The organism is Reyranella sp., from assembly GCF_965279465.1.
Lineage (GTDB): Bacteria > Pseudomonadota > Alphaproteobacteria > Reyranellales > Reyranellaceae > Reyranella.
Map to the genome: position 1 here is coordinate 439,745 of NZ_OZ257242.1, position 19,737 is coordinate 459,481.

The 19,737-nt window shown below is 66.8% G+C and carries 21 protein-coding genes; 8 read left to right on the forward strand and 13 right to left on the reverse strand.

Annotated features, from left to right (window positions below; genetic code table 11):
- Position 1 precedes the first annotated feature (1 nt).
- Together ACQY8M_RS02140 and ACQY8M_RS02145 are read left to right on the forward strand one after the other, a co-directional pair.
- Positions 2-1,090 carry a tetratricopeptide repeat protein gene (locus ACQY8M_RS02140; protein ID WP_428668839.1) on the forward strand — a complete coding sequence of 363 codons (1,089 nt, stop codon included), beginning with the start codon at positions 2-4 and terminating at the stop codon, positions 1,088-1,090.
- Positions 1,087-1,542 carry a hypothetical protein gene (locus ACQY8M_RS02145; protein WP_428668840.1) on the forward strand — a complete coding sequence of 152 codons (456 nt, stop codon included), beginning with the start codon at positions 1,087-1,089 and terminating at the stop codon, positions 1,540-1,542. Before ACQY8M_RS02140 ends, ACQY8M_RS02145 begins: the two co-directional genes overlap by 4 nt.
- A gap of 89 nt (positions 1,543-1,631) precedes the next feature.
- Here ACQY8M_RS02145 and ACQY8M_RS02150 read toward each other — a convergent pair whose 3' ends face one another.
- Positions 1,632-2,021, reverse strand: a complete 390-nt coding sequence (locus ACQY8M_RS02150) for a hypothetical protein (RefSeq protein ID WP_428668841.1) — start codon at positions 2,019-2,021, stop codon at positions 1,632-1,634.
- Positions 2,022-2,171: 150 nt separating this feature from the next.
- On the opposite strand from ACQY8M_RS02150, the gene ACQY8M_RS02155 reads away from it, so the two are divergent.
- The 4 genes from ACQY8M_RS02155 to ACQY8M_RS02170 all read left to right on the forward strand — a co-directional run bounded on the left by ACQY8M_RS02155 (position 2,172) and on the right by ACQY8M_RS02170 (position 4,948).
- Entirely contained in the window at positions 2,172-3,341 is a 1,170-nt protein-coding gene (locus ACQY8M_RS02155; RefSeq protein ID WP_428668842.1) for an acetyl-CoA acetyltransferase, read from the forward strand.
- Between the two features lie 29 nt (positions 3,342-3,370).
- The gene (locus tag ACQY8M_RS02160; RefSeq protein WP_428668843.1) at positions 3,371-3,661 is read left to right on the forward strand and encodes a nucleotidyltransferase family protein; all 291 of its coding nucleotides are present in this window, start codon (positions 3,371-3,373) and stop codon (positions 3,659-3,661) included.
- A gap of 124 nt (positions 3,662-3,785) precedes the next feature.
- Positions 3,786-3,998 carry a HepT-like ribonuclease domain-containing protein gene (locus ACQY8M_RS02165; protein WP_428675291.1) on the forward strand — a complete coding sequence of 71 codons (213 nt, stop codon included), beginning with the start codon at positions 3,786-3,788 and terminating at the stop codon, positions 3,996-3,998.
- Positions 3,995-4,948, forward strand: a complete 954-nt coding sequence (locus ACQY8M_RS02170) for a hypothetical protein (RefSeq protein WP_428668844.1) — start codon at positions 3,995-3,997, stop codon at positions 4,946-4,948. The genes ACQY8M_RS02165 and ACQY8M_RS02170 overlap by 4 nt, the downstream gene beginning before the upstream one ends.
- On the opposite strand, the gene ACQY8M_RS02175 is transcribed toward ACQY8M_RS02170, so the two are convergent.
- The 6 genes from ACQY8M_RS02175 to ACQY8M_RS02200 all read right to left on the reverse strand — a co-directional run bounded on the left by ACQY8M_RS02175 (position 4,923) and on the right by ACQY8M_RS02200 (position 12,489).
- The gene (locus ACQY8M_RS02175; RefSeq protein ID WP_428668845.1) at positions 4,923-5,342 is read right to left on the reverse strand and encodes a Type 1 glutamine amidotransferase-like domain-containing protein; all 420 of its coding nucleotides are present in this window, start codon (positions 5,340-5,342) and stop codon (positions 4,923-4,925) included. The two genes, ACQY8M_RS02170 and ACQY8M_RS02175, sit on opposite strands and share 26 nt — an antisense overlap.
- A gap of 231 nt (positions 5,343-5,573) precedes the next feature.
- Complete coding sequence (locus ACQY8M_RS02180; protein ID WP_428668846.1) at positions 5,574-6,368, reverse strand: SDR family oxidoreductase; 795 nt, start codon at positions 6,366-6,368, stop codon at positions 5,574-5,576.
- 112 nt (positions 6,369-6,480) lie between these two features.
- Complete coding sequence (hisC, locus tag ACQY8M_RS02185) at positions 6,481-7,539, reverse strand: histidinol-phosphate transaminase (protein WP_428668847.1); 1,059 nt, start codon at positions 7,537-7,539, stop codon at positions 6,481-6,483.
- Between the two features lie 166 nt (positions 7,540-7,705).
- Complete coding sequence (gene xdhB / locus ACQY8M_RS02190) at positions 7,706-10,006, reverse strand: xanthine dehydrogenase molybdopterin binding subunit (protein ID WP_428668848.1); 2,301 nt, start codon at positions 10,004-10,006, stop codon at positions 7,706-7,708.
- Complete coding sequence (gene xdhA / locus ACQY8M_RS02195; RefSeq protein WP_428668849.1) at positions 10,003-11,385, reverse strand: xanthine dehydrogenase small subunit; 1,383 nt, start codon at positions 11,383-11,385, stop codon at positions 10,003-10,005. The genes xdhB and xdhA overlap by 4 nt, the downstream gene beginning before the upstream one ends.
- Positions 11,386-11,448: 63 nt before the next feature.
- Positions 11,449-12,489: an isopenicillin N synthase family dioxygenase gene (locus tag ACQY8M_RS02200; RefSeq protein ID WP_428668850.1), complete on the reverse strand. Its 1,041-nt coding sequence runs from the start codon at positions 12,487-12,489 to the stop codon at positions 11,449-11,451.
- A 102-nt stretch (positions 12,490-12,591) separates the two neighbouring features.
- On the opposite strand from ACQY8M_RS02200, the gene ACQY8M_RS02205 reads away from it, so the two are divergent.
- On the forward strand, positions 12,592-13,491 hold the full coding sequence (locus tag ACQY8M_RS02205) for a polysaccharide deacetylase family protein (protein ID WP_428668851.1): 900 nt from the start codon (positions 12,592-12,594) through the stop codon (positions 13,489-13,491).
- A gap of 1 nt (position 13,492) precedes the next feature.
- Positions 13,493-14,410, forward strand: a complete 918-nt coding sequence (locus ACQY8M_RS02210) for a polysaccharide deacetylase family protein (protein ID WP_428668852.1) — start codon at positions 13,493-13,495, stop codon at positions 14,408-14,410.
- Between the two features lie 123 nt (positions 14,411-14,533).
- Here ACQY8M_RS02210 and ACQY8M_RS02215 read toward each other — a convergent pair whose 3' ends face one another.
- From ACQY8M_RS02215 to ACQY8M_RS02240, 6 genes are all read right to left on the reverse strand, one after another.
- Positions 14,534-14,851 carry an aspartyl protease family protein gene (locus ACQY8M_RS02215; RefSeq protein WP_428675292.1) on the reverse strand — a complete coding sequence of 106 codons (318 nt, stop codon included), beginning with the start codon at positions 14,849-14,851 and terminating at the stop codon, positions 14,534-14,536.
- A gap of 139 nt (positions 14,852-14,990) precedes the next feature.
- Complete coding sequence (locus tag ACQY8M_RS02220) at positions 14,991-16,391, reverse strand: M14 family metallopeptidase (RefSeq protein WP_428668853.1); 1,401 nt, start codon at positions 16,389-16,391, stop codon at positions 14,991-14,993.
- A 38-nt stretch (positions 16,392-16,429) separates the two neighbouring features.
- A complete protein-coding gene (locus ACQY8M_RS02225) occupies positions 16,430-17,488 on the reverse strand; it encodes an NAD(P)/FAD-dependent oxidoreductase (RefSeq protein ID WP_428675293.1) in 1,059 nt (352 codons plus the stop codon).
- A gap of 50 nt (positions 17,489-17,538) precedes the next feature.
- On the reverse strand, positions 17,539-17,919 hold the full coding sequence (gene crcB, locus ACQY8M_RS02230) for a fluoride efflux transporter CrcB (RefSeq protein WP_428668854.1): 381 nt from the start codon (positions 17,917-17,919) through the stop codon (positions 17,539-17,541).
- A gap of 12 nt (positions 17,920-17,931) precedes the next feature.
- Positions 17,932-18,942 carry a P1 family peptidase gene (locus ACQY8M_RS02235; RefSeq protein ID WP_428668855.1) on the reverse strand — a complete coding sequence of 337 codons (1,011 nt, stop codon included), beginning with the start codon at positions 18,940-18,942 and terminating at the stop codon, positions 17,932-17,934.
- Positions 18,939-19,691: an SDR family NAD(P)-dependent oxidoreductase gene (locus ACQY8M_RS02240; RefSeq protein ID WP_428668856.1), complete on the reverse strand. Its 753-nt coding sequence runs from the start codon at positions 19,689-19,691 to the stop codon at positions 18,939-18,941. Before ACQY8M_RS02240 ends, ACQY8M_RS02235 begins: the two co-directional genes overlap by 4 nt.
- Positions 19,692-19,737: the final 46 nt, after the last annotated feature.

A 19,737-nucleotide genomic window follows, 5' to 3' on the forward strand; every position in this document is an offset into this window, starting at 1 on the left:
GATGCCGCTGCGCGCCTACGTCCAACCCCAGCCCGAGCCGGGCCATGCCGTATTGCGCGTCGTCGACCTCGACGCGCTGCCCGAGGGGCTGACGCTCTCGATCCAGCGCCAGCAGGGGCCGGACACCCATCTGGCCGACGACGGCTGGCGGCGCACCGAGGCCTGGCTGCAGCCGGAGCACGTCGAGCGGGTCAAGGGCGACCTCGAATTCCATCTCGGGCCGGAGATCTGCGATCGCCTTGCGGGCATCGCCACCATCCGGCTGCGGGTGAAGGAGCCCGACATCGGCGTGGTCGGCACGACCGTCGTCGCCTGGCCGCCAATGCTGACCTCCGGCGCAGTCGATCCGTCGCGCCGCGGCCAGGACGACACCATCCGCCTGCGCGGGCGGCCCCAACCCGAACCGCCGCCGCCCCCTCCCGCGCCGCCGTTCGAGCCTCCGCCGCCAACGCCGATGCCCGACTTGCGTGCGGCGCGCGATCCGCTGCCCGAGATCGCACCCAGCCGCGGCCGCACCGGCTGGATGATCGCGGCGGTGATCGTGCTCGCGCTCGCCGGCGGCGGCTACTTCGCCTACACCAACTACTTCCAGAAGCACGAGGACGAGGTCGCGGCGACGCCCCCTGCGCCGACGAGTTCCGCTCCGAACCTCGCGGCCACTAACGCTCCCCGGAAATCGGTGCGCGAGACAGTCGGGGAGTATCTCGCGACCAACCCTGCGCCCGACGCGCTGCTCGCCAAGGGCAAGGAGTTCGAGCAGGCGGGTGAGCTCAATGGCGCGTTCCTCGTCTGGCGCCGCGCGGCTGAAGCCGGCAGCGCCTCGGCCCAGCTGGAGCTCGCGTTCTTCTATGACCCGCTCGTGACCCCGTCCAAGGCGGGCTTCACGCCGGACGGCGCGCGCGCGGCCGACTGGTACGAGCGAGCGGCGCTCGCCGGCAATCCCGAGGCGCAGCGCAGATACGGTCTGTTGCTGGCGAAAGGCGGCGCCGGACTGCCAGCCGATCCGGGTCGCGCCAGGAGCTGGCTGCAGCAGGCGGCCGCACAGAACGACGCCGAGGCCAAGAAGGCGCTGGAGACCTTGCCCAAGTGAGAACTGTCGCCGGCCTGATCCTGCTGGCGATGCTCGCCGGTCCTGCCTACGGGCAGACTCCCAGTTCCCTTATCTGCGGAACCTTCAAGGCAGAGAGCACCCGGACCGGTGCGAGCACCCGCTGGACCATTGCGCGCGGCGCCGAGAGGTCGACCGAGAGCGGCGTGCTGAAGAGCGGCCCCCGCTTCGAATGCATCGCCGGCGAGGTGCTGGCAGTGGAATTCACCCCGGCGGCCGGCAACAGCTTCGTCGCCTTGTATTTCCCCGACGGCAGCGACATCGGCTATGGCGGCCAAGTCATGCGCCGCAACAACCGGTTCGTGCTGCCGATCCAGGCCAAGGCGCGCATCGACGCCAAATTCCGCGCCGCCTTCGACTACCACTGCCGCCTCGAAATGCCCGGCGATCCGATCGCCCCCGCCAGCCGCGCGGACTGTATTTCTTTCAAGTAACTTCGCTGGGAGCGCGGCTCTCCAGAGCCGCTCTTCTTCGGATTGCCACATCCCATGAGCGGCTCTGAAGAGCCGCGCTCCCAGCAAGCTCAGGTCTTCTGCCCGCCCGGCGGCATTGGCGTCTGACTCGGTTCCTTGCCCGGATCCTTGCCGAGCGGGTCTTTGGCGGTGCAGACGTCGGCGCGCAGGCGATCCTTCAGTGCCGCAATCTGGTCCTCGATCTGCTTGTTGGCGGCCTTCTGCTTGTCGATCTGGTCCTCGAGTGCCTTGAGCGCCGCCTGGTCGGGACCCGGCGGGGCGGGCGGCGGGGGCGGCGCCGGCAACTGGACCGCGACGTTCACGATCGGCCGGTAGAACAGGTACCATCCCAGGCCGAGGCCTACCGCGACCAGCAGGAAGCCGCCCAGCAGGCCGCCCAGGATCAGGGGCCAGCGCGGGCTGTGGCGTTCGGGAGGCAGGGGTGGCGGCGTGTCGGCCATGATAGGAAATTGGGCTCCGGTTGAGGGGCGCAGTCAACACCGACTGGTGGGCGGAAATAGGGCTGCGATGAGCTATTCTCCTGCGATCGGACTTGCTCGCCGCAGCAACCGCTTTAAGTGTATATGCACGCACGAAACAAGGAGAGTTCCATGACGGCCTGTATCGTCGGTTGGTCCCACGGCAAGTTCGGCAAGCTCGATGGCGAGACCAGCGAATCGCTGATCGTGAAGGCGGCAAGCGACGCGATCGCCCACGCCGGCATCGAGCCCCGTGACATCGACGTGATCTACGTCGGCAACATGAACGGCGGCTTCGTGCGCCAGGAGTTCCATTCCTCGCTGGCGCTGCAGACCCATCCCGACCTGCGCTTCAAGCCGAGCACGCGGGTGGAGAATGCCTGCGCCACCGGCTCGGCCGCGATCCACATGGGCCTCAATACGCTGGCCGCCAAGAAGGCCCGCTTCGTGCTGGTGGTCGGCGTCGAGAAGATGACGGAGCTCAACTCGGCGCAGGCCGGCGAGGTGCTGATCAAGGCGAGCTACGTCGCCGAGGAAGCCAACATCGAGGCGGGCTTCGCCGGCATCTTCGGCAAGATCACCTCGACCTATTTCCAGCGCTACGGCGACAAGTCCGACGCGCTGGCCAAGATCGCGGTCAAGGCGCACAAGAACGGCGCCAAGAACCCGTTCGCGCATTTCCAGAAGGAGTTCGCCTACGACTTCTGCCGCACGCCGTCGGACAAGAACCCGTTCGTCGCCGGTCCCCTCAAGCGCACCGACTGCTCGCCGGTGACTGACGGCGCGGCCGCCGTGGTGCTGGCGGATGTCGGCACCGCGCTCGGCATGAAGCAGGCCATCGCCTTCCGCGCCGCGCAGCACGTCAACGACTTCCTGCCGATGAGCAAGCGCGACATCATCAAGTTCGAAGGCCCGGCGCTGGCCTGGAAGCAGGCGCTGGCCGAAGCCAAGCTCGACCTGCTCGACCTCTCGTTCGTCGAGAGCCACGATTGCTTCACCTCGGCCGAGCTGATCGAATACGAGGCGATGGGCCTGACCGCCCCCGGCGAAGGGGAGCGCGCCATCCACGAAGGCTGGGTCGAGCGCGACGGCAAGCTGCCGGTCAACGTTTCGGGCGGCCTGAAGGCCAAGGGCCATCCGGTCGGCGCCACCGGCGTCAGCATGCACGTGATGACGGCGATGCAGCTTTCGGGCACGGCACCCGGCGCGCTCCAGCTGCCGACGGCCAAGGTCGGCGGCGTGTTCAACATGGGCGGCGCGGCCGTGGCCAATTACGTGAGCATTCTGGAGCCGCTGCGCTAACGCGCTATACTGCGGACAAAGGTCCGCCGATGACACGCGAGGAATTCTTCAGCCGGATTGCCGCTCACCGCCCGGAACTTGCCCGGGCGGGCGTGCGGCGCCTGGGCGTGTTCGGCTCGGTCGCCCGGGACGAGGCCGGGCCGGAAAGCGATGTCGATATCCTCGTCGAGTTCGACGTCGTACCGGATCTCTTCGAGTTCGCCGCGTTACGTGAACGACTGGTCGAAATCCTGGGCCGACCGGTCGATCTCACGACTCCTAACGCGCTGAGGCAACATCTGCGATCCAGAGTTCTCGACGAAGTGCGCTATGCGGCGTGACCAGCCGGCGGACCTTCTGAGAGACATTATCTAGTTCATCGACAAGGCATCTGGTTGGGCCGTTGCGCCAGAAGCTCCCGCTGACGAGAAGACTCTCTACGCGGTCCTGCATGCGCTTCAATATATCGGCGAGGCGGCAAGCCGCCTTCCTGCGGAAGTCACCAGTCTTGCGCCAGACGTGCCATGGCGGAAAATCCGGGCAATGCGTAATCTGATTGCACACGACTACGCCGGCATCGACGCTGGAATCGTCTGGAAAACCGTTCAAGAACGGCTTCCGGAACTCAAGGTAGCAGTGACTTCGCTACGGGCGGAGCTTCCTGAGCGTAAAGAATGAATATCAAGATTGGACGCATCGAAGGGGAAGCCATCCTGGGCGCGATGCAACAGGTGGCGTCGGCTGGTGATCGACCGCTTACCGACGCCGATACAGCAAGCATGTTGGCAGCGGCGCACTATATGTTGCGCCGCCCAGACATCAGCGACGTAGGCTCACTGCCGTTGACCACGCCCGACGATCTACGCGCGCTGTTGCGGGATCGCGACGTTGCCGACGAAGCGGTGAAGTATCTCGCGATCATGACGTTGGTCGACGGCGTTCTGGACAACGCGAAGCTCGCCAGGGTGCTGGACTACTCGCGGGCGCTCGATGTCGAGGCCGATCATCTCACCGAGCTGGTCGAAGCAGCGTCCGGCCACATGGACTGGGTGATCGCCGACATGACGCGCAAGAATTTCGACAGTGTCATCAGCCGGTCGTCCGAGGGCATCGATCCTGCGGCGTGGATCATGCCCTATGGTGGCGAAAAGGCCGATCCGGAATTGGTGGCCCGGTACGAGGCGCTCGGAAAACTACCCGCGAACACCTTCGGCAAGGCGCTCTGGCAGTTCGACAAGACGAACGGGTACAGCTTTCCCGGCCATCCGGGCGCGCTCAACGCCGCCTTCGCCACGCCGCACGATTCGACGCATGTGATTGCGGGTTACGACACCAGCTACCGCGGCGAGATCCTGGTCTCGACGTTCACCGCGGGCATGCACCCGATCAATCCGATGGCGGGCCACATCCTGCCGGTGATCTTGAACGGCCATCTCGGCGTGAGATTCAACGATGTGGCCACGCCGGCCACCGGCGGGCTCGATCCGGAAGAATTCTGGCATGCCTGGGCGCGCGGCCGGGGGATGACGGTCGATCTCTTCGCGCCCGAGTGGGACGTCTGGCAGTGGGTCGAGCACGACCTCGCTGATCTACGCCGGACGCTCAACGTCTCGCCCGCTGGCCGGTAGGCCCGCTCCAGCTCAGACGACGATGACCTAAGGTCCGGAACGGCAGGCGGCGTTCTTGCCGGAACGATGCCGCCCGTTCGGCGGCTTCGGCCTCGGGATGATCCGAACGGTAGTGCGGCACCACCGTGAAGTCGACGAGCCCCAGCCCTTCGCGCACGACCCCGGCCTCGTACCCCTCCGCGGTCATGCCGGGGTCGTCCATCAGTTCGATGCCGTCCAGGTCCGGGCCGGCGACGACGGCACCGGCGCTCCAGCCGCCATAGATCAGCATTCCCTCCTGCACACGCGAAGGAAGCCATCGATCGAACCCGCTTTGCCACATCGCACGGCGCAGCAGGAAGGCATTGCCGCCGACGGCCCACACGAGACGCACGTCCGCGAGCGCGTCCGCCAACGTCTGCGACCCATCGAAATGCGAGCGCAGATCGAGGTCGAACGCGCTGCGCGTCGAACCCCGTCTTCGCATACGCGCGACGCGCGTCGGCGGGAATGAAGTCGAGCGCGTTGCTCACCACCGCCACTTTCGCGCCGGGACCGAGGACGGAGACGAGATCGTCGAAGCGCTCGCCCATGCGAAACGACGAGAGGTAGAGCTTCATCGTGTCACGGCCACAGCCGCTCGCCCTTACACCACCGGGCTCGCGCCGCCGTCGACGTTGATCGCGACGCCGGTGACGAACGAGCCGGCATCGGAGCAGAGGAAGCAGGCCATGCGGGCGAACTCCTCGGCCTTGCCCATGCGGCCGAGCGGGATGCGGCCGGCCATGCCGGCGAGGAACTCCTCGTAGGTCTTGCCCGCGCCGGCCGCCGTCTTGTGGCGGCGCTGCCACTGGTCGCTGTCGATCAGGCCGACCAGCATCGCATTCACCAGCACGCCGTGCTTGGCGTTCTCCTGGCTCATCGCCTTGGTGAGCGCGAGGCCGGCGGCGCGGCTGACGCTGGTCGGCGTCGAATTGGCACCCGGCGCTTTGGCGCCGATGTTCAGCACGTTGACCACCCTGCCCCACTTGCGCTCGCGCATGCCGGGGAACGCGAGCCGGCAAAGCCGGATCGCGGCGAACAGCTTGAGGTCGAGATCGCCCTGCCAGTCCTCGTCGGTCACGGTGTCGAAGGCCTTGGCGTGGCTGATGCCGGCGTTGTTCACGACGATGTCGACCTTGCCGAAGTCGGCCTCGATCTTCTTCCAGGTCTCGGCGATCGGCGCCGCCTTGGATACGTCGCAGGAATAGCCTTCGACCTTGGCGTTGGTCTTGCCGGCGGCCTTCTGGACGTCGGCCTTGGCCGTCGCCAGCACGTCTGCCTTGCGCGCCAGCATCGCGACCGATGCGCCCGAGGCCGCGAATTCCTTGGCCATGGCGAGGCCGAGACCGGTGCTGCCTCCGGTGATCACGGCCACGCGGCCGTCCATGCGTACGTCCATCAGATCCTCCCGATTGTCGGTAATTGCCGATGGGAATAGCTAACAAGGCTCATCGCCGGGCACAATCGCCACGCTCCGGCAGGCCGTTTCGCCAGTCAGCGAAGTCCCGCCGTCACGGCAGAAGCGCATGAAGGGCTGCGATGAGCTGGCCGTTCTCGGCATCGGTCCCGACAGTGATGCGAAGGAAGTCGGCGATACGGTCACGAGAGAAATGACGGACGAGGATGCCGCGGCGTCTCAAATCCTCAGCGAGCGTCGCGCCGGACCGGCGTGGCGTACGGACGAACAGGAAGTTCGCCGCCGACGGCAGCACCTCGAACCCGAGCTGCGCCAGCGCCCAGGCAAGCTGCCCGCGGCTGGCGACGATGCGATCGCGATTCTGCTCGAACCAGTCTTCGTCCTCTACGGCGGCTACCGCTCCCGCGAGCGCGAGCCGGTCGAGCGGATAGGAGTTGAAGCTGTCCTTGACGCGCTCCAAAGCCTCGATGAGCGGACGCTGGCCCATCGCGAAGCCGACGCGCAGTCCGGCCAGCGAGCGCGACTTCGAGAAGGTCTGGATCACCAGCAGGTTCGGATAGGAACGCACCAATGGCACGGCAGTCTCGCCGCCGAAATCCACATAGGCTTCGTCGATGACGACGACCTGATCCGGATGGTCCGCGACCAGCGTCTCGACCTTCGCGCGCGGCAGCGCGATGCCGGTGGGTGCGTTCGGATTCGGCAGGATAACGCCGCCGCACGTCCGTCGATAGTCGGCGACGCGAACCCGCATCTTGCCGTCGAGCGGCACTTCCCGGTGCTCGACGCCGTACAGCCTGCAGTAGGTCGGATAGAAGCTGTAGGTGATGTCGGGAAACAGCAGCGGCTCGTCGTGTCGCAGAAGAGCCTGGAAGCAGTGCGCCAAGACCTCGTCCGAGCCGTTGCCGACGAAGATCTCCTCGCGCTCGAGGCCGTGCCGCTTTGCCAGCGCGTCGCGCAGACGGGTCGCTCCGGGATCGGGATACAGTCGCAGCCCGTCACCGATTTCCGCGGACAGAGCGGCAATGACCCGAGGCGACGGCCCGTAGGGATTCTCGTTGGTGTTGAGCTTAACGACGGTTCCCATCGCCGGCTGCTCGCCCGGCACGTAGGGCCGCAGCGAGTGAACGATCGGGCTCCAATAGCGGCTCATTCAACCTCCAGGCAACTGCAAGGTTGTCATCCCGAGCGCAGCGAGGGATCTATGGGCTGCAATATAGATCCTTCGCTGCGCTCGGGATGACACAGTCGTTGTTGCAATCGCGGCGCACCAAGGCGCGATTGCGGTGCGATCGTTTCGTCACGGGCCCTTGTCGTCATTACCGGGGGAGTCGCGTCTGCACCGTCTCGATCGCCGCCAATATGCGCTCGGGCGTCGCTGGTGCATCCAGTCGCACGGGAGTCTTTCCGTCGCCGGTTGCAGCGATGGCGTCCTTGAGCGCGGTCCATACCGCGGTTGCGAGCATCAGCGGCGGCTCGCCCACCGCCTTGGAGCGGAAGATGGTCGCCTCCTTCGAGGGCGCGTTGTCGAGCATCTTCACGTTGAAGATCGCCGGCGCATCGCGACTGCCGGGGATCTTGTAGGTCGAGGGACCCGCGGTCTTCAGCCGGCCCTGCTTGTCCCACCACAGCTCCTCGCAGGTCAGCCAGCCCTGCCCCTGCACAAAGGCGCCCTCGATCTGGCCAAGGTCGATCGCGGGATTGAGCGAGGTGCCGCAATCCTGCACCAGGTCGGCGCGCAGCACGCGACTCTCGCCGCTCAGCGCGTCGATCGCCACCTCCACCGCCGCCGCGCCGAAGGCGAAGTAGAAGAACGGCCGGCCTTTCATCTTCGCGCCGTCCCAGTGGATCTTCGGCGTCTTGTAGTAGCCGGTCGAGGAGAGCGGGACGCGGCCGAGATAGCAAAGCTTGGCGAGCTCGTTGAAGCTCACGACCTGGTTGCTGCCGGGCTTGGCAATGCGCACCGTGTTGTCGGCAAATTCGATCTCGCTCTCGGCCGCGCCGAAATGCTGCGCGGCGAAAGCGATCATACGCTGCTTGAGCGTGTCCGCCGCCGCGTAGGCCGCCCAGCCGTTGAGGTCGGAGCCGGTGGAGGCTGCAGTCGGCGATGTGTTGGGCACCTCGGCGGTCGAGGTCGCGCTCGGGCGGATGCGGTCGATGTCGACCTTGAACACCTCGGCCACAACCTGGGCGACCTTGATGAACAGGCCCTGTCCCATCTCCGTGCCGCCGTGATTCAGGCGGATCGAGCCGTCGCTGTAGATGTGCACCAGCGCGCCGGCCTGGTTCATGTGCGGGATGTTGAACGAGATGCCGAACTTCAGCGGGAACAGCGCGAGGCCGCGCTTCAGCATCGGACTCGTCTTGTTGAACGCATCGATTTCGGCGCGGCGGCGCGTGTAATCGGAGTCACGCTTCACCTCGGCCCAGATCCTCGGCAGGTGGTTCTCGTCGACCTTCTGGCCGTACGGCGTCTCGTCGCCGGTATCGCTGTAGAAGTTGAGCGCGCGCACCTCGCTCGGATCGCGGCCGAGCTGGAGCGCGATGCGATCGAGCGCATCTTCCATGACGACGACGCCCTGCGGCCCGCCGAAGCCGCGGAAGGCCGTGTTCGACTGCTTGTGCGTCTTGCAGGCATAGCCCACGGCGCGGAAATGCGGAATCCAGTAGGCGTTGTCGGTGTGGGTCAGCGCGCGCGCCACCACCCCGGGCGTGAGATCGAGGCTCCAGCCGGCATCGGCCGCGAGCATCGCGTCGAGCGCCAGCACGCGGCCGTCGCCGTCGAAGCCCACCGTGTAGCGGTAGAGGAAGGGATGGCGCTTGCCGGTCGCGATCATGTCGATCTCGCGCGGCAGGCGGAGCTTGACCGGCTTGCCGGTATGGTTGGCCGCCAGCGCCGCGGCGCCCGCGACCCACGAGGCGTTGCTCTCCTTGCCGCCGAAGCCGCCGCCGAGGCGACGCACCATCGTCGTCACCCGGTTGAAATCGCAGCCCAGCAGGCGCGCGCAGATATGCTGGACCTCGGTCGGATGCTGGGTCGAGGAATGGACGACAATGTCGCCATCCTCACCCGGCAGCGCAAAGGCGATCTGCCCTTCGAGATAGAAATGCTCCTGCCCACCGACGCTGAACTCGGCGCTCAATTTGTGCGGCGCCGACTTCATCGCGGCATCGGGATCGCCGCGCAGCAGGGTCTGCGGCGCCTGCACATAGGCCTTCGCCGCCAGCGCCGTCTCGATGTCGAGGATCGCCGGCTCCTCATCGATCTCGATGGTCGCGCGCTCGGCGGCATGGCGCGCCGCGTCGAGGGTCGTCGCCACGACAAGAGCCAGCGGCTGGCCGGCATAAGAGACACGGTCGAAGGCGAACAGCGGCTCGTCGGTGCCGACCGCCGCGACGTCATTCTTGCCGGGGATGTCGCCGGGGCCGAGCACCGCGACGATGCCCTGTCCCCGCGGCACGTCGAGTTTCTTCAGCCGGCCGTGCGCGACCGGGCTGAGCACGAGCGCCGCATGCAGGGTACCGGCGGGCTCCGGCATGTCGTCGATATAGACTGCCTGACCGGTGACGTGCTTCAGCGCCGAGTCGTGGCGCTGCGAGGTGTGGACGCCGCCTTTCACAGCGCCTCGACTTCGACCGGCCGCGCCGGATCGGCGATGCGCAGCTCGAGCCGGCGCAGGAGGTTGGTCGCGACCTGCAAGCGATAGGCGGCAGTGCCGCGCCAGTCGTCGAGCGGCTGGAAGTCCTTGGCGAGCGCGGCGCGCGCCGCCTCGAATCCATCTTTCAACAGGGCCGCCTCCGCATTGGTGGCGCGCTTCGGAACAGCCGCCATGCCGCCGAAGGCCAACCGGGCGTCCTCGATCTTTCCGCCCGTGATCCGCAGCCGATACGCGCCGGCCACTGTCGAGATGTCCTGATCGCGCCGCTTGCTGACCTTGTCGCACTGGAAGGTCTCGCCCTCCCACAAGCGCGGCATCGTCAGGCTCTGGATGGCTTCGTCGGGCGCCAGCGCCGTCTTGCGATAGCCGGTGAAGAACTCTTCCAACGGCACCTCCCGCGTGCCGCGGACGGAGACAAGCTTCACGCGCGTCTCCAATGCCAGCAGGGCCGGCGGCATGTCGCCGATCGGCGAGGCGTTGCCGATATTGCCGCCGATCGTGCCCAGGGTGCGGATCTGCCGCGAGCCCAGCCGCGCGAGGTAGGGACGCAACGCGGGAAACGCCTCGATCAGGACCGGCATGGCCCGCGCGTAGCTGACGGCGGCGCCGAAGGTGATCTCCTCCTTGCCGGCGTCAATGACGTTCAACTCGGGCACATGCGATACATGGATCACGGTCTTGGGCGGCCTGCGCGAGCGGCCCGCGAGCAGGCCGAGATCGGTGCCGCCGGCCAGCAACAGCGCTTCGGGGTGCTTCGCCCGCAACGCCGCGAGCTCGTCGAGCGAGCGCGGCGCGAAGAAGACGCCGTCGAAATCGGCAGAGGCCGTCCGCGCCGGCGGCGGCGAGGCGCGCTCGGCAGCGATGCCAACGATCTTCGTCATCGCCTCGACAATCGGCCGATAGCCGGTGCAGCGGCAGAGATTGCCCGCCAGCGCGTCATGGATGGTTTCGAGGTCGGCCGGCTCGCCACCCGACGCGTAGGCGTAGGCGCTCATCACGAAGCCTGGCGTGCAGAAGCCACATTGCGTGGCGTCGGCCTCGGCCATCGCGCGCTGGACCAAATGCGGCGCGCCGTCCTTGCCGAGCAATCCCTCGACCGTGCGAATCGCCTGGCCATCCATCTGACCCAGCAGAGCGATGCAGGAATTCATCGCCTCGTGCCGGCCGTCGGTTCTCTCCAGCACGACTGTGCACGCGCCGCAGTCGCCCTCGGCGCAGCCTTCCTTGGTGCCCTTGAGCCCGCGACGCTCGCGCAGCCAGTCGAGCAGCGTCGTCATCGGCGAGACGCCGGACAGCTCGACGAGCTCGTCGTTCAAGGAAAAACGAACCAGATCGCCCATGCGCGTCGACTCTACCTTCCTGCCATGACTCCAGCCAGCGCGACCGTCACAGCGAATATCCTGTCATGCCTGCCGGGAGCGCGGCTCTCCAGAGCCGCTCTTTCTTCGGCTTGCCGCATCCCATGAGCGGCTCTGGAGAGCTGCGCCCCCAGCTTCAGCAAGGCCGCCCGCCTCGTAGGTCGGTTCGAGGCGGGATCTCAGATAGTCGGCTGCCAGAACCGGCGCGTATTTCGGGCTGCCCTGCGTCACGCAGCCCGGCAGGCAGGCGACGAGAGAATCGGGATTCGGATCGAGGAAGAAGGCGACCGAATAGCGGTCGCGGCCGCGTGGGCTGACGACGCGGTGCGGGGTCGAAACATAGACGTCGTTGGTCCAGCGCATCAGGCAGTCTCCGATATTGCACAGGAGCGTGCCCGGGACGGTCGGCGCCTCGATCCAATGGCCGGCGCGCGTGCGGACGGCGAGGCCGCCGACGCTGTCGGTCGCCAGCAGCGTCAGGTTGCCGTAGTCGGTATGTTCGCCAGCGCCCATCTGGTCGGGAGCGACCGGCGACACATCGCCGGGATAGCGCAGCAGGCGCAGCACGGCCATCGGCCGATCGAGCTTGTCGTCGAAGTACGAGCGATCGACTCCAAGATCGAGCGCAAAGGCCTGATGCAGTTCGCGGCCGAGCCGGTGGGCGCGGTCAAAATAGTCCAGCATGGCGGTACGGAAGCCCGCCAGCGCCGGCCAAGGATTGCGGTGGCGGAAAGGTCTGCCTGCGACCAGTTCCGGATCGTCCTCGGCTAGCTCGAGGCCGATATTGAAGCACTCCTTCAGATCGGGCGCCGTGCCGGGATCGAGCGTCTCGCCGCCCAGCGGCACCCATCCACGATTTCCCGAAGTGCCGGTATAGCGAACCGTCTGCTTGACCGCCGGTGTGGCCGCGAAGAAGTCGGCGGCGTGCCTGAACACCGCCTCGATGGTCGCCCCGGGAATGCCATGGCCGGCAACGTAGAAAAAGCCGACCTGCCGGCAGGCCCGGCCGATCGCCGTCACGGCTTCAGCGTCGCCGCCATTGCCGTCGAGCAGGCCGTGCACATCGATGATCGGGATATCGGCCACCTTCTCTCCCATCAACCGCCATACGAGGCGACACCGCGTCGAGGCTATTGTGTCGCCATTACCCGCGTGATGCACTCGACGTGCCACAACGAAGGAAAAGGAATGGACCCCTACCGGTTCGGCTATTCCCCCATGCCCTCCCGGCCGAAGCTCGCATGGCCCAATGGGGCGCGGGTCGCGGTCTGGGTTTGCCCGAATATCGAGCATTACGAGTATCTTCCGGCAGAGGTCAGGATCCGCAACCCCTGGCCGCGCATGCCGCATCCAGACGTGCTGGGCTATGGCGGCCGCGATTACGGCAACCGGGTCGGGCTGTGGCGCATGTTCGAGGTGCTGGACAAGCACGCCATCCGCTGCACCGTGTCGCTGTCGATGTCGGTGATCGAAATGTATCCGGAGATCCTGGAGGCGATGGAGGCGCGGCGCTGGGAGTATATGAGCCACGGCTATTTCAACTCGCGCTATCACTGGGGCTATTCGCCTGAGGAAGAGCGCGAGGTCATCGAGCACAGCAAGGCGACGCACTTGCGGCTGACCGGCCGCAGGCTGCGCGGCTGGTTCTCGCCGGCGGTGTCCAACACGCTCAACACGCCCGATCTCGTCAAGGAAGCGGGCCTCGACTACTTCTGCGATTTCTATCACGACGACCAGCCGACGCCGATCGCGACGAAGCACGGCCCGCTGATGCACGTGCCCTACACGATGGACATCAACGACGGCATCATCTACCGGCTGCCGATCGAGGCCGAGGAATTCGCGCAGATGATCGTCGACCATTTCGACACGGTCTATCGCGAGGGCTCGGAGAACGGCCGGGTGATGTGCATTGCGCTCCATCCGTACATGATGGGCGCGCCCAGCCGGTTGAAGCATCTCGACCGCGCGCTGGCTTATATCCGCAAGCACAAGGACGCCTGGATCTGCACCGCGGAGGAGATTCTCGACTGGTACACAGAGAACGGCCTGAAGGCCTACCAGCAGCATCTCGGGAAGGAGGCGTGACGTGAGCGCTGTTCCCAAGAACCCGCCGCCGCTGCCGCCGGGGATGGACAATCCCTGGTACGATTATGCGCCGTTCCCGAAGCGTCCCAAGCTCGCCTGGCCGAAAAATGCGCGCGTCGCGTTTTGCGTCGTGCTGTCGCTCGAATATTACGAGCTGCTGCCGGCGGCGGATTCGATCCGGGACAGCCGCTTCGTCGGCGAGTTCGGCAACTACAACCCCGATTACCGCACCTGGACGCAGCGCGAGTACGGCAACCGCACGGGCATCTTCCGGGTGATGGACGTGCTCGACCGCTACCAGATCCGCGCCGGTGTCGCGGTCAATGCCATGGCGGCCGAGCGCTACCCGTACCTGATCGAGCAGTTCAAGAAGCGGAAGTACGAGTTCATCGCCCACGGCACCTCGGCCAACCGGCTGATCTCGTCGAAGATGACCGAGGCCGAGGAGAAGGCGGAGATCGCGGCCTCGATCGCCGCGATCGAGACGGCGGCCGGCGCGACGCCCAAGGGCTGGGTCGGCCAGGAATACGGCGAGAGCCAGCGCACGCCGCAGCTCCTCGCCGATGCCGGTCTCGACTACGTGCTCGACTGGCCGAACGACGACCAGCCCTACCCGATGAAGGTCGGCCGAAAGTTCGTCTCGCTGCCGAACCAGCCGGAATGGGACGACGTGCAGCAGCTCTGGCTGCGGCGCATCAACACCACACGCTATCCCGACATCGTCGCCGACGCCTTCGAGCTCTTGCACCAGGAAGGCGGGCAGGTGTTCAGCCTGTCGATCCACCCCTGGCTGATGGGCATGGCGCACCGCATCAAATATCTCGACGAGGCGCTGCGCCGGATCGAGCGCTTCGGCAACATCTGGCAGGCCACGCCCGGCGAGATCGCCGAACACTACATGAAGACCATGATGGGCTAGACGAGGCTCCGCCTCAGACCGACAAGGTGCACTAAGCGCCTGCTCTGACGTGTTCGCTCACTCCAGCACCAGTGCATGCCGGCTATTGTCTATCGACTACGACTTGAAGCGGCCGAGGAAGCTTTACCCGAAAAGAAGGGTCCCGCTGGCAGGAGCAACGCTGCCGATGACGTCTTGTACGACTCGATCGCCCACTGTGAGAGACCGAAACCGAAATGTGCGGGACTTGACCTTCGATTCATCGGCAAGCACGTACGTCTTTTCAGCAGTGAAGGCCGTGTTCCGGATCGTTCCCGCTCCAGTCGGCGTGGTCACGACATCCACCGGAATGGTGACATCTGACGCACCGCTGTCGACAGTGAAGTCGAGTGTGATCGCATTATTGATGGTGACAGGAACAGCGTACGTTCCGCGACTCTTCTTTCTAAGCGTAGATGATATGGAGGCGCTGCGCTGAGTCCGAGGATCACGCGGCTTTCCTCAACCGTATCAATCAACAGAGGAAGCTTGAGTCCCGGCGAGCCGAGCCAAGAACGATGGCAGTCTGCCCGAATTGCGTAGGCAACCTAGTCCTTGCGCACTACGGCCAGAGCACGAGCCCCGAAGCGTCCATCACGCGATAGACCGGCGCCTCGGTCTCGTCGTCGGCCATGGGAATGAGCCCCGCGCCGACATAGCTGCCGGGTGAATCGGGCTCGAGCGCCGCGGCGACGATGCCGGCCGCCGGCTGGGTCATCGGCACGAACAAGGCACCGCCCGGCACGGCCATCGTCCGGTGCCGGATCTCGACCTGCACGGCGCCGCCGTGGCGCGCCACCTCGTAGGCCTCGACGTCCAGGGCGCCACCCGTCACCTCGTGCACCGACACGCCGTTGAGGGCGAGGCGCTCGGCCACCGTGGCCGCACCGCGCAACACGAGATAGCCCGCCGGCCGAGCGCGCACGTCGATAGGCCGGATATCCCGGTGGTCGATCAGCCGTACCGGCGTGGACATCGGCGCGCCGCTCTCGGCATCGATCAGCGGCAGGTCGATGTCTCGCTCGCCCGCCTCGTGCGTGACGATGAGGTCGGAGCGATCGGCTGCCGTGGCGGCGCGCGCTTCGGCCACGCGGGCGCGCAACCGCGCCGGATCGGCGGCGCTCGCCTCCAGCACGGCCTTGGCCAGCAGATAGTGGGTCGAGACGCGCCGCTCGAAGTTCTCCAGGCCGATGCCGGCGCCACGCGTCTCGATCAGGTAGGAGACGGCGCCCCGTAGTCCAAAGGCGTTGCGCGCAATGCCGGGTGCAGTGCCGCCGAGCGACACGCGCATGTCGGCCGTTCCAGAGTCGGTCGTCACATAGTCGAAGCTCGAGAGGCCCGCGCGGGCGATCGCTGCTTCCAGCGCCGGTCGATAGAGATCGTGCGCGATCGCTGAAAGGCCCCTGGAGATCGAGGGGTTGGTCGCCTCGAGGATCATCACGTCCGATCCCTGCAGGCCGTTGAACTTCTCGACCCACCGCCGTCGGACGCTGAACTCGTGATGGTCGAACACGACATCGGGCGGCAGGGCGCACATCGCTTCGTGCAGCGCCCGCACCTCGGGCTGGCTCAGCAGCAGGTGGTCGCGATTGGCATCGGCGCCCGATGCCAGCACGCGCCGGTCGGCCGCCGAGCCGTCCACATTGACGCGAGGCACAATCACGACCCCGATCCGGTCGAGCAGCGGCGCCGGCTCGCCGATCGCCAGCGCCGACGCGAGCGCCAGCATCGCCTCGCCGCCGGCCGGCTCGTTGCCGTGCTGCTGGGCGATCAGCCAGACGACCGGACGGTCGGGACGGCAGTCGCCGAAGCGGAGCAGCGGGATGTCGCGGCCCTGCGTCGACCGGCCGACGCTGCCGAGCTGGATCCTGTCCGACTGAAGCACCAGAGATGCGATGAAGTCGAGCATCGCCTCGTGGCTGGTGAGCGACGGCTCGGGTGTGCGGAAGGCCGGGCTGTCCATGCACCTGCGTAGCTCATTCCGCGACTGTTTTGAATCTCTCAGACCGAGTCGCCGGCGGCCCAGCCGCTCGACCAGGCCCATTGGAAATTATAGCCGCCGAGCCAGCCCGTCACGTCGACCGCCTCGCCGATCACGAACAGGCCCGGCACCTTTCGCGCTTCCATCGTGCGCGAGGAGAGCCCGCTCGTGTCGATGCCGCCCAAGGTGACTTCCGCCTTGGCGTAGCCTTCGGTGCCGGTCGGCGTCACGCGCCAGTCGTTCAGGTTCTCCGGCCCGTTGGCGGCAAGCTCCGCCGCAAGACGCTGCGGCATCACCTCGGCCAGGATCGTGCGCAGCTCGGCCTTCGGGCGGGCGTGCCGCCGTTCCTTCAGGAATTGCGCCGCGTCGAGGTCGGGTAGCAGATCGACCGAGATCTCCTGTCCCGGCTTCCAATAGGACGATATCTGCAGCATTGCCGGTCCCGACAGTCCACGATGGGTGAAGAGCATGGCCTCGCGAAAAGACGCCTTGCCGCAGTGCGCCACGACCTCGAGCGCAACGCCGCTCAGCTCCGGCACCTTCGCCGTGAACGGCACCAGCGCCGGGCGGGTCTGCGTGATCTTCAAGCCGAAGCGGCGCGCCACGTCGTGCGCGAAGCCGGTCGCGCCCATCTTTGGGATCGACAGGCCGCCGGTCGCCAGCACGACAGCGCCGGCATCGAAGTCGCCCTGTTCGGTATGGACCGCGAAGCGATCGGCCTTCTCGATCGACGCGATGCGGCACGACGCCCGCACCTCGACGCCGACCGCGGCGCACTCGGCCAGCAGCATCGCCACGATCTGCCGCGCCGAGCCGTCGCAGAAAAGCTGGCCCAGCGTCTTCTCGTGCCAGGCGATGCGGTGCTTCTCGACCAATTCGATGAAGTCGTGCTGCGTATAGCGCGCCAGTGCCGACTTGCAGAAATGCGGATTGTCCGAGAGGAACGCCTCGGGACGCGCGTCGAGATTGGTGAAGTTGCAGCGTCCGCCGCCCGAGATCAGGATCTTCTTGCCGACCTTCTCGGCGTGATCGAGCAGCAGCACGCGCCGTCCGCGCTGGCCGGCCCGCATCGCGCACATCAGGCCGGCGGCACCGGCTCCGACGATGACGACATCGAAAGCCTGGCGGGTCACGCCAATGCGGTCCTCACGATCCAGAGGCCGACCGCCAGGCCGAGCAGCGAACCCACGACCGAACCGCCGACGTAGAGCGTCGCCAACTGGTACTCGTGCCGTTCCCAGAGCAGAACCGCATCGAGGGAAAAGGCGGAGAAGGTCGTGTAGCCGCCGAGTACCCCTGTCGCGAGGAAGAGCCGCAAATGGCCCGTCGCCCCGCTTTTCATGGCGAACCATGCCGTAACCATGCCCATCACCATGGAGCCGGTGATGTTGATGGCCAGCGTGTGGTAGGGGAAATGCGTGCCGGCGAACCGGGCGATCCACAGGTTCATGAAGTGGCGAAGCATGCCGCCCGTGCCGGCGCCCACGAACACGACAACATAACCGAGCATCGCTGCCCTCTCCTATTTGCCGAATCGCCGCCGATAACCCGGCAGCGCTGTCGCATACGGAAGCGCCGTCGCCTCGTAGACGCCGCGCGCCACCGCGCGGGCGAGGCAATCCGCCGCCGCGGCACCCAGCTCGGTGAGGAGCGCCGGCTCGCCCCCCGGTCCGGCATGGGCGGTCGAGACGGCAAAGACGGTGTCGCCGTCATTCGGCGCATGGACCGGGCGCAAGGCGCGCGCCAGGCCGTCGTTGGCCATGATCGCGAGCCGCTTGCACTCGGCCTTGGTCAGGGTCGCGTCGGTCGCGACCATGGCGATGGTCGTGGCGGTCGCCGGTGCCGGCTGCCGCTTGAAGCGGAGGGCCAGCGCCTCGGGCGAAAGCTTCGCGGGAAAGCCGTGGCCGCCGAATTCGTCGTCCTGCTCGTAGGGTCCGGCCCAGAAATGCCTGCTGTCGCCGACGGTCGCCATCCCGACGGCATTCACCGCCGCCAGGGCGCCGACGACGAAGCCGCTTTTCGTGCGCATGCTGGTGGAGCCCAACCCGCCTTTGAGGTTGGCGGTGGTCGCGCCGAAGCCGGCGCCGACCGTACCCAGCGCGAAGTCCTGACCAGCCGCCAACGCCGCGTCGCGGCCGAGATCCCAGTAGGGCGGCCGATGCTCGACCGGCTTCGTCAGCCAGTCCTTCTCGCCGCCATTCATCAGGTCGAACAGGATCGCCTGCACGGCCACCGGCAGGGCCACACCGCCGAAGGCGACGCCCTTCCCCTGAGCGCACAGCACCGCCGATACGCCACCAGCCGCATCGAGACCGTAGAGCGAGCCGCCCGAGAGAACCACCGCATCGATCCCGCCGTCGAGCATCTCTGGTTCCAGCAGGGTCACCGCGCGGTCGCCCGGCGCGCCGCCCAGTGTGGCGACACTCGCCTCGCTGGCCCTGTCGAACACCGCTACCGTGACGCCGGTCGCGGCCCGCGCGTCGTGCGCGTTGCCGACCTTCACGCCCGGCACATCGGTGATCAGGTTCCTCACGTCAGGAACTCACCGCCATTCACGTGGATGGTCTGGCCGGTGATGAAGCTGCCCTCCGGGCCGACCAGCAGGCGGACCATGGCAGCGATCTCGTCGACCGTGCCGAAGCGCTTGAGCGGGATCGGCCGATTGACGCGGCTGGGCGGCGCGGGCCCGGCCGAGGCCGCGCGCGTAGTGTCGATCGCGCCGGGCGAGAGCGCGTTGCAGGTGATGCGGTGCGGCGCCAGCTCGATCGCCAGCGCCCGCATCAACCCCTCGAGCCCGGACTTCGACGCCGACACGTGGCAGCGGTTGGGTGTGCCGATGTGGGTCGAGATCCCTGACATGGCGACGAAAGCGCCGCCTTGGCCCTTGGCCACCATCTGCGGCACGAAGGCTTTGCCCAGCAGGAAGGCACCGTCGAGCGCCACCGACAGGATCTCGCGCCACTCCTCGAACGACATGTCGAGGAAGGCGGTCTGGCGGCGCAGGCCCGCGTTGCTCACCAGGATGTCGACGCCCCCCAGAGCCTCGGCCTGCCTGGCAAGCCTGAGAGGAACGGTGGGGTCCGAGACATCGCCCATCGCAGCCTGGGCCTTGCCACCGGCAGCGACGATCTCCTGCACTACCGACTCGACAGCCGTCTGGTCGCTCCGTCCGTTGACCAGTACCGTGGCGCCATCGCGTGCCAAGGTAAGCGCTATCGCGCGACCGATATTCTTGCCCGCGCCCGTAACCAGCGCGATCCGTCCTTGCAATGGTGCCGACATACTCTCTCCGTTCCGACCTTCCTCCCCATAAGAATGGGAAGAAAGG